Below are 12,675 nucleotides of genomic sequence, written 5' to 3'. Positions count from 1 at the left end.
CACCTCGAACCGATCTTGCCGGGTTTCGCCCGTTACCATCGTCGAGCACAGGGAAAACAACCCGAAGCCTCACTCGTGTCGGACACAGTTCGCCACGACGGATCGTCGCCTCATTTGGTTCCGACATGGGGCATTGAGACCAATCGGAACAATACCAGTTTAAAACCCAGGAAAAATTTTGCATAAGGAGTCATCCGGAAAGGTGATCTCCCATGAACGATCAGACAGCGCTCGCGTTTCTTGCCAACCAAATGTCAGGCGACAGCAGCGAGCCGCTCTATCGCCGTCTTGAAGAGGCGATCAAGCAGGCCATAAACGCATCGACACTCCGCCGTGGCGCCGTCATCCCCAGCGAGCGGGACTTGAGCGAGGGCCTTTCGATCTCGCGCGTAACGGTGCGCAAGGCGATCGAGGGCCTGGTTGCCGATGGCCTGCTCGACCGCCGTCAAGGCGCAAAGACCGTGGTTTCCTCACGCGTTGAGAAGTCGCTGGCGACGATGACGAGCTTTTCCGAAGACATGCGCTCGCGCGGGCTCGAACCCGGCTGCACCTGGATCTCCCGCGAAATCAGTCGCCCGTCACCGGCCGAAATGATGGCGCTCGGCATTCCGGCGGGCGAAAAAATCGTGCGCCTCCGACGCCTGAGAACCGCCAACGACACCCCGATCGCGATCGAAACGGCATCGCTTCCTGCCCGCTTCGTGCCGGATCCCGGTGCAATCGGCGCATCCCTGTATGAGTACCTCGCCACCCACGGCGCGCTACCCGTCCGGGCACTGCAGCGCATGCAGGCCAAGCCCGCCAGCGAGGAGGAGCGGCGCCTGCTCGAAACGCCCGAAGGTACGAGCCTGCTCGTCATGGAGCGGCGCTGTTTCCTGGCCGACGGGCAGATCGTCGAGTTCACCCAGACCAAGTATCGGGGCGACGTGTACGACTTCGTCATCGAACTGATGAGATAATACCAGTATAATTCCTGTTGCAATCTGGTCTTACACTGCTACCGTTAGGCCTCCATTGGGAGAGCCTGCGTGACCTTCGACATCCATAGCCTCAAGCACGGCCTGATCGTTTCCTGTCAACCGGTGAAGGGCGGCGTCATGGACAATGCCGCCATGGTTGTCGGTTTCGCGTTGGCCGCGCTCGACGGTGGCGCAACCGCCCTTCGCATCGAGTCCGCGGACTATGTTCGCGCCGTGCGACAGGCGACCGATCGCCCGATTATTGGCCTCGTCAAGCGCGACCTGGACACGTCACCGGTCCGTATCACCCCCTTCATCGAAGACGTCGACGCTCTGGCCGCAGCCGGCGCCGATATCATCGCCTATGATGCCACGTCCCGTGAGCGGCCGGTTGCGACCAAGACGCTCGTCGAGCGCATCCACGCCGCCGGCAAGATCGCCATGGCCGATTGCTCGGTCATTGCCGACGCCGAGCGCGCGCTTATCGAAGGCGCGCAGATCGTCGGTTCCACACTTGCCGGGTACACGGGACCGGTCGAGCCGACGGAACCGGACTTCGCCCTCATCGCCGCCATGCGCAGGCTGACCCCTCACGTGGTTGCCGAAGGCTGTGTGCGCACGCCCGAACAGGCCGCTCAGGCGCTTCAGGCAGGCGCCTTCACCGTCGTCGTCGGCTCCGCGATCACGCGTCCCGAGCACGTGACGGCGTGGTTCCGGCAGGCGCTCGACGAAACGCTTGCCGGAAGCGAGGCTTGACCATGAGCAAGCCCCGGACCGTTCTTTCGATCGATGTCGGCGGCACGAAAATGCTCGCTGCCCTTGTCCGGGGAACAGAGATCGTCGACACGCACCGGATGCCGACGCCCCGCGAAGGCGACCCGGCGCAATGGCTGACCGCCCTCTTCGGGGCAATCGCGTCCTGGCGCGGTGCCTATGGCTCGGTCGGCGCCGCGGCTACCGGTATTGTCGATAACGGCCAATGGTCGGCGCTCAATCGCAAGACCCTCGACATCCCCGACGGCTTTGCTCTGACGGAAACGATCGAGCGGCTCGCAGGTGTGCCGGTGCTGGCTGCAAACGACGCCCACGCGGCCGCCTGGGGCGAATACACCTTCGGCGCAGGCAACCGCGAAGACATGGTTTTCCTGACGATCTCGACCGGCATCGGCGGGGGCGTCGTCCTGAACGGGCGCCTGCTCGAAGGGCTTGCCGGACACTTCGGCCAGTCGCGCAGCGCCGAATGGCCAGATGACGCGCTTGAAGACCACATTTCCGGCCACTGGATCGCCAGGCAGGCAGCCCCCCACCAATCGGGCGCAACCGCACGCGACGTCTTTTCCGCCGCTCGCGACGGACACGACTTCGCGAGGCGCATCATTGCAACATCCGCGGAGCGAACCGCTTTGCTCTGCCGCAACATCCAGCTTTCGCTGGACCCGAGGCGCATCGTCATCGGTGGCAGCATCGGTCTGGCCGAAGGCTATCTCGCCGCCGTAGACCGCGGACTGGAAGCAGTGCCGCCACGCCTTCGACCATCGCTACACGCCGCCGCCCTTGGGGAGAATGCAGGGGTGATCGGCATCGCTGATCTTGCAGAGCGTCAACAAAACTTGAGGGAGAACCAAAGATGACATTTGCGACCACGAAAAGACATGCACTGCTTGCCGCCGCGGGCATTGCCGGGCTGCTGGCGGCAACGCCAGCCCTTGCGGAAGTGACCGTTCTCGGCTGGCCGGGCGGCCCGGAAGAGACAGCGCTGCGTGCCGCTGCCGATGCATACAACGCCAAGTCCGATGTCGCCGAAAACGACAAGGTCGAACTTCTGTTCTTCAACCGCGACGGCTTCTGGGACAAGCTGCAGGCCGACCTCGCCGCCGGTTCGAAAGCCTTCGATCTCAATCTGCTTGCCACCTATTCGATCGGCCGCTATGCGCCGTTCATGGAGCCGGTTGAGCTCTCGAGCGAAGCCAAGGCGGTCTATGGCGATTCCGTTCTGTCGACCATGCAGTACCAGGGCAAGCAATATGGGGTGCCGACCGATCTCTCGCTCCATTTCATGTATTTCCGCAAGGATCTGATCGAGGCCCTGCTGAAGGATGACGCCGGCAAGGCGAAATATGCCGAGATCTCCGAGAAGTACCTTGGCAAGAAGCTGGAGCCGAAGACCCCGGACGAATGGACCTGGGACGATTACGCCGCCACCGCGCTCTATTTCACCCAGGCCGTCAACCCGGACAGCCCGACCCGCTACGGCACGGTGCTGCAGCTCAAGAACCTGCTGTTCAACATCATGGTCTGGCAGTCGGTACCGCGCGCCTATGGTGCCAACTGGATGGACGACAGCGGCAAGATCACCGTCAACTCCGATGCCTATCGCAAGGGCCTCGAGATCTACAAGCTGCTCTACGACAATGGCGCGACCCCGAAGGACTCGCTGTCCTACGAGTTTGCCGAGGCGAATGCCGCCTTTGCCTCCGGCCAGGTGGCCGCAATGCTGCAATGGAATGCGGCCGCCGGCGACCTGACGAGCAAGGAAAAATCGCCTGCCGTTGCCGACGTGACCGAAACGGTTGCGCCCCCTGCAGGTCCCGAAGGGCGCTTCACTCACATCCACGGCCTCGGTTTCGGCCTCAACAAGAATGCCGAAAACAAGGAGGGGGCGGCCAAGTTCCTGAAGTGGCTGTCTTCCAAGGAAGCCGCACTGACCTACGCCAAGAACAACGGCGCGCCGGCCCTGACACCTGAGGTGGTTGCCGAAGTTGCTGAATCCCGGCCTGATCTTGTCAAGCTGGGCGAATTCGCCGGCAAGTACGGTTACGTCATGAACGGCGCTACGTCGGCCAAGGCGCTTTCGGTCTACGAGCTGCAGGCCAAGGAGTTCACCGGCTATTGGTCCGGCCAGCAGTCGATCGACGACGCGCTCGCCAATACCGAAAAGGGCATGGCAGACCTGCTGAAGTAAGTGACAGGCTGCGGTGGCCGACAGGACGCCGCAGCCCTCCACGACAAGCGGGTACTGGGCAAGCTCCTCCGCTCTCAAGGATGTGGGCTGGCAAGAGCTCCCGTAACAGGCGCGAAAAAGCGGACCGAGGAAACACCTTGCGTCCCCTTGCCCGTCCGACAACAGACACAGATCGGTGCCATGACGATAGCCAGACCGCAATCCAATGCCCCTGAATTCCGGCTGCTCGCCACGCCGCTCGTCCTCTTCCTGCTCGTGTTTCTGGGCTTCCCGGCCCTCGTCAATCTGATCTATTCGGTCTCCGAGGTTTCCTTCGAAACACTGCGTGAGCCGGCATTTACGGGGTTCAAGAATTTCCTCTCGGTCTGGAACGATGCGGCCTTCTGGCAGGCGAGCTGGTTCTCGCTGCGCTTCGGCTTGCTGACCGCCATTCTCGAATGTCTTTTCGGCCTGTTTCTGGCGATATTCTTGTCGCCGCTGATCGAAAAGCGGAGCTGGCTGATGGCGATCCTGATGTTGCCGCTGATGGTCGCGCCGGCGCTGGTCGGCCTCATGTACCGCCTTGTCCTGCACGAGTTCGTCGGCCCGGTGCCCTACTATCTCTGGACCTATTTCGGCGCCAGCATCTCGTTCCTTGGGCCTGGCTCGGCCTTCTGGACCCTGGTCGTCGTCGAGACGCTGCAGTGGACACCGTTCACGCTGCTGCTTTTCTACATGGCCTATCAGGCGATCCCCTCCGAGATTGCCGAAGCATCCGCCATGGATGGGGCACGAGGCCTGCAGCGCCTGTGGTTCATCGAACTGCCGATGATGGGGCCGACGATCGCCGCCGCCCTGCTCATTCGCTTCATCGACGGCTTCCGGGTCTTCGACAATGTCTATGTGCTGACGGGCAGCGGTCCCGGCGGATCGACGGCATCATTGTCGATCTACATCTACGAAGCTTTCTTCAAGCAGGGCGCCATCGGCAAGGCGGTTGCCGCCTCTGTCGTCCTGTTCGTCGCCTCATTCGCCGTGCTCTACGGCCTCAACGCTCTCGCCAGCCGGCGGAAAGGCGCCAAGCGATGATCACAGCACTCCGTTGGCTGGTTTTCGCCATTGCCGCCATCGCCTTGAATTTCCCGGTGCTGGTGACGCTTTCCACCTCGTTCAAGAGCGCGCGCGAGCTCTCCGGCAATCCCGGGCTCTGGGTACAGGCCCCGACATTCGAGAACTACCGCACCGTCTTTGAGGTCTCCGACCGGCTGAACATCTTCCTCTATCTGTTCAACAGCCTCGCGGTGGCGCTGATGGGCACGGTGCTTGCCGTGGCACTGGCGCTTCCGGCGGCCTACGCGATCGCCCGTGGCAGAATCGGCGAACGCACGCTTCTGCCCTTCATCGTCAATCTGCGCGCCGTACCGCTGATCATCTTTGCGATCCCGCTTTACATGATGTTCCAGTGGCTGGCGCTGCTCGATACGCGCCTGGGGCTTGGGCTGATCCTCACGATCGTCAATCTGCCGCTCGCACTCGTCATTCTCGTCAATGCTATCCGGGACCTGCCTTCAGAACTCGACGAGGCTGCCCTCATGGACGGTGCGAACCGCACGCAGATCCTCATCAAGGTCGTGACGCCGCTCTGCCGGCCGGCGATCGTCACCAGCCTGATCTTCGGCTTCATCACCGCCTGGAACGAGTTCCTCTTCGGCCTGATGCTGACGACCTCCAAGGCTGTTCCGGTCACGGTCGGCGCATCCTTCTTTTTCGCCGCAAGCGGCGGTGGCGTGCAATGGGGTGTCGCCTCGGCCGTGATGATCGTCGGCGCTCTTCCACCAATGCTGCTCGGCCTTGTCATGTACCGCCAGATCAGCGGATCGATGACCGCCGGCGCGGTCAAGGGTTGATAGTCCAGGAGACACGCATGGGTACGATTTCGCTCAAGAAAGCCGGCAAGCGCTACGGCGCGGTGGAGATCATCCGGGAGCTCGACCTCGAGATCGCCGACGGGGAACTCGTCGTCATCGTCGGGCCCTCCGGCTGCGGTAAATCCACGCTGCTGCGCATGATCGCAGGCCTCGAGGCGACGACCGCTGGGCAAATCCTGATCGATGGCCGCGACGTGACGTCCGCTTCGCCGGTCGATCGCCAGCTTGCCATGGTTTTCCAGTCCTATGCGCTCTATCCGCATATGACCGTGCGGCAGAACATGGGCTTCGGACTGCGGCTTGCCAAGGTGCCGGCGGCAACCGCCAAGGCCAAGATCGAGGCCGCGGCAGAAACGCTCAAGCTCACGCCCCTGCTCGACCGCTATCCGAAGGAGCTCTCGGGCGGTCAGCGCCAGCGCGTCGCCATGGGCCGGGCGATCGTGCGTGAGCCGGTCGGCTTCCTCTTCGACGAACCGCTTTCAAACCTTGATGCGGCGCTGCGGGTCGATATGCGGCTTGAGATCGCCAAGCTGCATCGCACCCTCGGCGCCACCATGATCTATGTGACCCACGACCAGGTGGAGGCGATGACGCTCGCCGACAGGATCGTGGTGATGAAGGACGGGCGGATCATGCAGCAGGGTCGCCCGAGAGACCTCTACGAAAAACCGGCGAACCTTTTCGTGGCGCAGTTCATCGGCAGCCCGAAGATGAACCTCCTGCCCTGCCGGCGCGACCGGGGCGATCGTCTCGACCTGAGCGGCGAAGGCAATCTGACGCTTCCCATGTCGGGGAAGTCTGAACCCGAGCAATTGGGCGCGCGACCCGAGCACCTGGCGCTGGTTGCACCGGAGAGCGGTCACTGCCGCGGCGTCGTCGAGGCGAGCGAATATCTCGGCGGCAATTTGAGCGTCTTCGTTCGCGCCGGCCGGCTCGGCCTGATCAACGTCAGTGCACCGGCCGACACGCCTTTCCGGGTCGGCGAAGCCGTCGGAATCCGGATCGATGAGAACCGGTCGTCGCTGTTCGATAGCGCAGGCGCGGCGATTGGTGCCTGGCGCTAGAGCGTCCGCCTCTGGTCTGTGAGCGGAGGAAGTCCGCAAGCCGTCCTGTCCTGCCCCTGGCCGCTGTCACTGCAGCATCCGCAAGGATGAAGGGCCCATGACCCCTGGCGATCAAGGTTCATCAAGCAGTCCCCCTCCTCGGATAAAGGAGGGGCCATCCTTCATCGTTGGGGACATTGCTGGAACTCCAGCGCGCTCTACTTCTTCTCCATCTCTTGGCGGAGGAACAAAGATGTCTGTAACGGCGCGACCTCGAGCGGCATCCGCTCCGGCCGGGAAAACAGAGCCGGCAGCGGCCAAGCGGGCGGGAAGAGGGCATCACTGGATCAGGAAGGCCGACGCCGACCAGACGAGAGCAAGCTTTCCCGAACTCTTCTTCGATCTCGTTTTTGTCTTCGCCCTTGTCCAGCTCGCAAAGACGCTCGCCACTGATTTCGGCCCCACTGCCCTTGCCGAGGCTGCTCTTCTCATCCTGGCGATCTGGTGGATCTGGATCCACACGACGTGGGTCACAAATCTGCTCGACACCGAGCAGGATCCGGTGCGGCTGATGCTCTTTCTCTTGATGTTCGGCGGCATTCTTCTGGCAATCGCCTTGCCGGGCGCGTTTGCAGACCATGGTTTTGCCTTTGCGATGATCTACTGCTGCATGCAGATAGGGCGGTCCGTGTTCATGCTCTTCGCCTATCATCGCGTCGACGCCGCATCCTTCCGGACCTTTTTGCGCATTACCTTGTGGCTGGTCCTTGCGAGCCTGTTCTGGCTGGTGGGCTCGCAAATGGAGACGACGGCGCGAATTGCGTTGTGGAGTGTCGCTCTCCTCATCGAATACCTGGCTCCGGCCCTAAGGTACTATCTTCCAGGTCTTGGGAGATCGGCACCCGAGACGCTGGACGTTTCCGGCAAGCACATGGCGGAACGCTGCGCCTTGTTTGTGATTATTTGCCTGGGCGAAACGATCCTGACGACCGGGCGCAACGCCGCAGAGCACATGACGGACGACATGACCTTTGCCGTCTTTTGCAGCGCGTTCCTAAGCACCGGCTTCATGTGGTGGATCTACTTCCACCACGGGCAGGAGAAAGCCGCCGACAAAGCGGAAACGACGTCGAAACCCGAAGCACTGTCACTCAATCTGTTTACGTATGGCCACTTGCCAATCGTCTCCGGCGTCATTCTGACGGCGGTCGGCGAGGACTTCAGCCTGTCTCACGCCGAAGAAGAAAGCACGATAAAAACTGCCTTGGCAGTGCTCGGCGGTCCGGCGCTGTTTTTGGCCGGCAACATCTGGATAAAGCTGGCCGCGGCGCGCCAGTTCCCGATTTCACACGTTGTCGGGCTCGCCGGCCTCGCCGCCGCGGGCATGCTTTTTGCGGTTGCCGCCAACTATCACCTGCAGTTTCTGGCGACGACCATCCTCTTTTTCGTTGCCATCTGGGAGTATCTGGCATTGCGCGGTGCCTCAGCTTCGACAGCGTAACCCGGACGACAAACTGACGGGGCAACCTCCGAGACATGCGCGGTTCTTAATGCTGAACGCGCCGGCCGATCGACACGACATAAAGCCGCGTTTCCACCACGGTCAGCGAGGCACTCCAAAGGCTGGAAGAGCAACTGGGGTGCCAGTTGGCGCTACGAGGCAGCCGCAAGTTTGAACTGACAGCGCCTGGGCAAAAGGTCTTCGAAGAGTGCAGCGGCCATGGCCGACTTCAGCTCCGATCGCAGGTCCGCTCGCCCCATCCCAAAGCGGGAACAAATGAAGAGGCGGCCTGCCTGACCGACCGTCCTCCCGATGACGCCGCCGCTGGCCGTCAGGCGCTGGCCCAGTCATCGAGCATCGTCAGACACCGAGCGGTCGAGCGGCAGGAGAAGCGGGTTCAAATCTGGAATCATCCCGACTATGCCCCTTGCGCAAACCATGACCGGGTTGGATACAGATAGCCCCTCACCGATCTCGCCGCGCTCAGATCACGACAGATCCGCCGCACAGGCCTAAAGCAACTCCGGAACACTGACATGCCAGTCGTCGCCTCCTACATGTATCGTTCGGGCAAGCGCGCCGAAGAAATCCCGCTTGCCGCCAAGCCATTCGAAGCATCAGGTGGCGACTTCGCCTGGATCGGGTTGACTGAGCCGACAAAGGAGGAGATGGCCGATCTTCAGGCCATGTTCGCTCTTCATCCGCTCGCGGTCGAAGACGCCCTCAGCGGCAATCAGGTGCCGAAGGTGGACATCTACGGCGATCAGTTGTTCGTCATCGTCAAAACCGCCCACCTTGAGGGTGACAAGATCACCTACGGCGAAACCTGCATTTTCGTGGGCAAACACCACCTGATTTCTGTTCGCCATGGGTCTGCCCGCTCCCATAAGGAGTTGCGCCAACAGCTGGAACAGTCGCCGAAGTTCCTTGAGCACGGCCCGGACTACGTCCTGCACGGCATTATCGACTTTGTCGTTGACGGTTATTTGCCGGTCGTCGAGACGCTCGAGGACAAGGTTCTGGAACTCGAGAAACACGTCCTTGTGTCCTTCCTGCAGCCCGAACAGATCAGGCGCATCTTCCGCATGCGCCGCCACGTCATCCGCTTTCAGCGGGTGCTCGGACCGATGGGAGAGGTGGCGGGGAAGCTCACCCATTTCGAGCTGCCCTGCATCGACGACAATGCCAAGCCTTTCTTCAAAGATGTTCTTGACCATGTGAGACGTGTGGAAGGCCTGGTCGGCGGCCTTCGCGAGATCATGACATCCGTGTTCGAAGCTTCCAATCTCCTGGAGCAGCAGCGCCAAGGCACCATCACACGGCAGCTTGCAGCCTGGGCGGCAATCCTTGCCGTGCCGACCGCCATTGCCGGCATCTACGGGATGAACTTCGAGCACATGCCGGAACTTGCGACCCGCTACGGCTACTTTGCCGTCCTCGGTGTCATCGCGACGCTTTGCTCAATCCTCTACTGGCGGTTCAAGAGGTCGGGCTGGCTGTAGGAGCCGCGCCGCCTTGGCACTCCGCCGCATGACCCGCCAACGTCACGTCGAAGACAGGTTGCGCGCTCCGGAAAATTCGGTCCGAAAGTCCGGACGCCGTCCAAGGTCGTTGGACGGCGCCGAGGGCTTCGCCCACAGCGAGCCCTGCCTGGATGGCATCCTCGTGGAAACCTGAACCGAAATACGAGCCGCAAAACCACGTATTGGACTGCCCTTGCAGCGACCAAAGCTGCTTCTGTGCCGCAAGGGTGGCCGCGTTAAAGAGCGGATGCTGATAGAAGCCGCGCCAGAACACCTTGTGCTCTTCCGGCGGATGCAGCGGGCTGAGCGTCACGAAGAGCGGGCGCCGGCTCTCAATGCCTTGAAGCCTGTTCATCCAGTAGGTCACGCAGGGCTTGCGCCGCTCGCCGCCCTCGCGACCCGAGCGCGCCAGGTAGTTCCAGCTCGCCCAGACGCGATTTCGCTGCGGCATCAGGCTCTCGTCGCTATGAAGAATTGTTTCGTTCACCCCATAGGAAAAGGCGCCCAAGGTCTCGGCCTCTCGTTTTGAACGGTCGACCAGAAGCCCGAGCGCATGGTCGGCATGGGCGCCGATCACAACGTGGTCGTACCATTCCAGTTCCGCGCCTGGCACCGTTATCTCTACCGCGCCGTTCAGCCGTCGGATCGCCGTCACGGGCGCTTTCAAACGGATGCGATCGCGAAAGGAAGCTGCAAGCCGTTCGACATAGGCGCGGCTGCCACCATCAACGGTCCGCCAGACGGGGCGGCGAAAGAACTTCAGGAGACCGTGGTTTTCACAAAACCGGACGAAGGAAACCGCGGGATAGTTGCCGATCTCGAGCGCTGGCGTCGACCAGATCGCAGCTGCCATCGGATAGAGATGATCCTCGCGGAAGGCTGTTCCAAACCCCGCCCCATTGAGGTAGTCGTCGAGGCTCGCCGAGGGATCGAGGTCCCGCACGCCCTCCGGTGCCTCCCTGTAGAAACGCACCAGATCGCGCAGCATCGACCAGAAGCGCGGGCTTGCAAGATTGCTGCGCTGCGCGAAAAGACCGGCAAGGCTGGTTCCCGAGTATTCGAGAAGGCCGTCATCCATAGAGACGGCAAAGGACATGTCCGAGGCCTTCGTCGGCACTTCAAGGTGGCGAAACAGTGCCGTCAGGTTCGGATAGGTCAGTTCGTTATAGACGATAAAGCCGGTATCGACCGCCGCGCCATCCGCGTCCACCGTGTGGCAGTGTCCGCCGATGCGATCGTCTGCCTCAAACACCGTCACCTCATGGCGCTGCGACAGCAGCCAGGCTGCGGAAAGACCAGCGATGCCCGTGCCCACCACGGCGACTTTGAGGGGCCGGTCGGACCGCGAAATATGGCGCATTGGGAACCTTCCTGCCGCTGTCGATTTGTCTCGTAGTTTCTGTAATTCTACGAGTGCGGAGCCCGTCCGGATCACCGTCGTTCAATAATTCCGAGCCGGTGATCCGCAGAAGCAACCGCCGCGTAAAAAGGCGCATGTATGGTAGCTCGACCGACATCGACGAAAAGGCTGGAAATGGCACGCCGCCAAAGCGGTATGCCATCGTGAGCCTCATTGAAAACCGGCAGGCGCCGACCCCAGAAGAGCTGATCGACCTTATCAAGGCGGTCTCGCGCGACCGGGACCGCCAGGCCTTTGCGCTGGTCTTTCAGCACTTTGGACCGCGATTGAAGACATACTTCCTACGGCTGACCGTTTCATCGGGTCTGGCAGAGGATCTCGTGCAGGAGACGATGCTGAACGTCTGGCGCAAGTCCTCCTACTTCGACCCCGCGCGCGCCGGCGTTGCGACATGGATCTTTACGATCGCCCGCAACATTCGCATCGATCATCTGCGCCGCCAGCGCGATCCGTCAAAGCTGCCACCCGATCCGGAGGAGATGCCTGCTTCCGTCGAAGAACACGTCCTTGGCGCCGAGCGCGATGAGCGGGTCCGTCGCGCGCTCGCGGAACTCTCGGCCGAGCAGCAGACGATAATCCGCCTTTCCTATTTCAGCGAGAAATCACAGAGCGACATAGCCACTGAACTGGGCATTCCGCTCGGCACCGTGAAATCGCGAACACGCCTGGCGATCAACCGCCTCCGCACGCTTTTGGAAGACCAGACATGACCGCCAATCACCACGCGACGGACGAGACCCTGATGCGCTTTGCAGCCGGCACACTCGCTGCGGGACCGGCAATCGTTGTTGAAGCCCATCTGGCGCAATGCACCGCCTGTCGTGCGCGCGTCGGTGAATATCAGGCATTGGGTGGCGCACTCCTCGAAGATACGCCTCCGACCTCTCTTTCGGCGACCGCACTGAGCGACGTCCTTGCGCTCATCGAAGCGGAGGAAGTGGTCGATGCGCCCGCAACGCGTCCCCTCGCCCCGCTTGAGATCGACGGCGTTGTGCTTCCGGAGGCACTGCGCGGTTGCGATATCGGACGCTGGCGCTGGATCGGCCCGGGCATGAAGATGAGCCGGGTCGAAGTGCCGCACGATCCCGACGCCAATCTCATTCTCCTGAAGGTTGGGCCCGGCCGGGCCCTGCCCGATCACGGGCATGTCGGTACCGAGTTCACATTCATCGTCTCGGGCTCCTACACAGACCGGTTCGGAACCTTTCGACCCGGCGATCTTGCCGAAATGGACGAGGACGTGGAGCACCAACCGATCGTCGACCCGGACGATGAATGCGTTTGTCTTGCCGCCATGGAAGGAAAGATGCGCTTCAAGGGGATGATCGGACGAATGCTGCAGCCAATCTTCGGGATCTGA

The 12,675-nt window shown here is 61.9% G+C and carries 12 protein-coding genes and 1 pseudogene; 12 read left to right on the top strand and 1 reads right to left on the bottom strand.

Annotated elements, in window-relative coordinates:
• The first annotated feature begins 212 nt into the window (after window positions 1-212).
• The 10 genes and pseudogenes from L981_RS23090 to L981_RS23050 all read left to right on the top strand — a co-directional run bounded on the left by L981_RS23090 (window position 213) and on the right by L981_RS23050 (window position 9,874).
• Entirely contained in the window at window positions 213-959 is a 747-nt protein-coding gene (locus L981_RS23090) for a GntR family transcriptional regulator (RefSeq protein WP_043621635.1), read from the top strand.
• A gap of 69 nt (window positions 960-1,028) precedes the next feature.
• Entirely contained in the window at window positions 1,029-1,715 is a 687-nt protein-coding gene (locus L981_RS35660) for an N-acetylmannosamine-6-phosphate 2-epimerase (RefSeq protein WP_043621633.1), read from the top strand.
• Window positions 1,716-1,717: 2 nt separating this feature from the next.
• The gene (locus L981_RS35655; RefSeq protein WP_043621632.1) at window positions 1,718-2,590 is read left to right on the top strand and encodes an ROK family protein; all 873 of its coding nucleotides are present in this window, start codon (window positions 1,718-1,720) and stop codon (window positions 2,588-2,590) included.
• Window positions 2,587-3,921, top strand: coding sequence for an extracellular solute-binding protein (locus L981_RS23075; protein WP_043621630.1), 1,335 nt, complete (start codon window positions 2,587-2,589; stop codon window positions 3,919-3,921). The genes L981_RS35655 and L981_RS23075 overlap by 4 nt, the downstream gene beginning before the upstream one ends.
• Before the next feature lie 180 nt (window positions 3,922-4,101).
• Complete coding sequence (locus L981_RS23070; protein WP_052201988.1) at window positions 4,102-4,989, top strand: carbohydrate ABC transporter permease; 888 nt, start codon at window positions 4,102-4,104, stop codon at window positions 4,987-4,989.
• A complete protein-coding gene (locus L981_RS23065) occupies window positions 4,986-5,807 on the top strand; it encodes a carbohydrate ABC transporter permease (RefSeq protein WP_043621628.1) in 822 nt (273 codons plus the stop codon). The genes L981_RS23070 and L981_RS23065 overlap by 4 nt, the downstream gene beginning before the upstream one ends.
• A 17-nt stretch (window positions 5,808-5,824) precedes the next feature.
• A complete protein-coding gene (locus L981_RS23060) occupies window positions 5,825-6,892 on the top strand; it encodes an ABC transporter ATP-binding protein (protein WP_043621625.1) in 1,068 nt (355 codons plus the stop codon).
• A gap of 232 nt (window positions 6,893-7,124) precedes the next feature.
• On the top strand, window positions 7,125-8,372 hold the full coding sequence (locus L981_RS23055; RefSeq protein WP_082006132.1) for a low temperature requirement protein A: 1,248 nt from the start codon (window positions 7,125-7,127) through the stop codon (window positions 8,370-8,372).
• Between the two features lie 107 nt (window positions 8,373-8,479).
• A pseudogene (locus L981_RS35840) lies at window positions 8,480-8,833 on the top strand (hypothetical protein); the annotation flags it as partial.
• A 75-nt stretch (window positions 8,834-8,908) separates the two neighbouring features.
• Window positions 8,909-9,874 (top strand): magnesium and cobalt transport protein CorA, encoded by a 966-nt coding sequence (locus L981_RS23050; RefSeq protein WP_043621623.1) that lies wholly within the window; start codon window positions 8,909-8,911, stop codon window positions 9,872-9,874.
• Here L981_RS23050 and L981_RS23045 read toward each other — a convergent pair.
• Window positions 9,852-11,255, bottom strand: a complete 1,404-nt coding sequence (locus tag L981_RS23045) for an NAD(P)/FAD-dependent oxidoreductase (RefSeq protein ID WP_052201967.1) — start codon at window positions 11,253-11,255, stop codon at window positions 9,852-9,854. The genes L981_RS23050 and L981_RS23045 overlap by 23 nt on opposite strands.
• On the opposite strand from L981_RS23045, the gene L981_RS23040 reads away from it, so the two are divergent.
• Together L981_RS23040 and L981_RS34680 are read left to right on the top strand one after the other, a co-directional pair.
• Window positions 11,255-12,025, top strand: coding sequence for a sigma-70 family RNA polymerase sigma factor (locus L981_RS23040; RefSeq protein ID WP_245281698.1), 771 nt, complete (start codon window positions 11,255-11,257; stop codon window positions 12,023-12,025). The two genes, L981_RS23045 and L981_RS23040, sit on opposite strands and share 1 nt — an antisense overlap.
• Complete coding sequence (locus tag L981_RS34680; RefSeq protein WP_043621620.1) at window positions 12,022-12,675, top strand: ChrR family anti-sigma-E factor; 654 nt, start codon at window positions 12,022-12,024, stop codon at window positions 12,673-12,675. Before L981_RS23040 ends, L981_RS34680 begins: the two co-directional genes overlap by 4 nt.

This window comes from Ensifer sp. ZNC0028, from assembly GCF_000799055.1.
GTDB lineage: Bacteria > Pseudomonadota > Alphaproteobacteria > Rhizobiales > Rhizobiaceae > Ensifer.
This window is presented reverse-complemented; position numbering and strand designations above follow the sequence as displayed.

What these genes read in the sequence shown, in the direction of transcription:
- L981_RS23070 (WP_052201988.1), top strand. Translation starts at nt 4,102, where the DNA reads ATGACGATAGCCAGACCGCAATCCAATGCCCCTGAATTCCGGCTGCTC.
- L981_RS23065 (WP_043621628.1), top strand. Translation starts at nt 4,986, where the DNA reads ATGATCACAGCACTCCGTTGGCTGGTTTTCGCCATTGCCGCCATCGCC.
- L981_RS34680 (WP_043621620.1), top strand. Translation starts at nt 12,022, where the DNA reads ATGACCGCCAATCACCACGCGACGGACGAGACCCTGATGCGCTTTGCA.
- L981_RS23045 (WP_052201967.1), bottom strand. Translation starts at nt 11,255, where the DNA reads ATGCGCCATATTTCGCGGTCCGACCGGCCCCTCAAAGTCGCCGTGGTG.
- L981_RS23090 (WP_043621635.1), top strand. Translation starts at nt 213, where the DNA reads ATGAACGATCAGACAGCGCTCGCGTTTCTTGCCAACCAAATGTCAGGC.
- L981_RS23055 (WP_082006132.1), top strand. Translation starts at nt 7,125, where the DNA reads ATGTCTGTAACGGCGCGACCTCGAGCGGCATCCGCTCCGGCCGGGAAA.
- L981_RS23050 (WP_043621623.1), top strand. Translation starts at nt 8,909, where the DNA reads ATGCCAGTCGTCGCCTCCTACATGTATCGTTCGGGCAAGCGCGCCGAA.
- L981_RS35655 (WP_043621632.1), top strand. Translation starts at nt 1,718, where the DNA reads ATGAGCAAGCCCCGGACCGTTCTTTCGATCGATGTCGGCGGCACGAAA.
- L981_RS23060 (WP_043621625.1), top strand. Translation starts at nt 5,825, where the DNA reads ATGGGTACGATTTCGCTCAAGAAAGCCGGCAAGCGCTACGGCGCGGTG.
- L981_RS23075 (WP_043621630.1), top strand. Translation starts at nt 2,587, where the DNA reads ATGACATTTGCGACCACGAAAAGACATGCACTGCTTGCCGCCGCGGGC.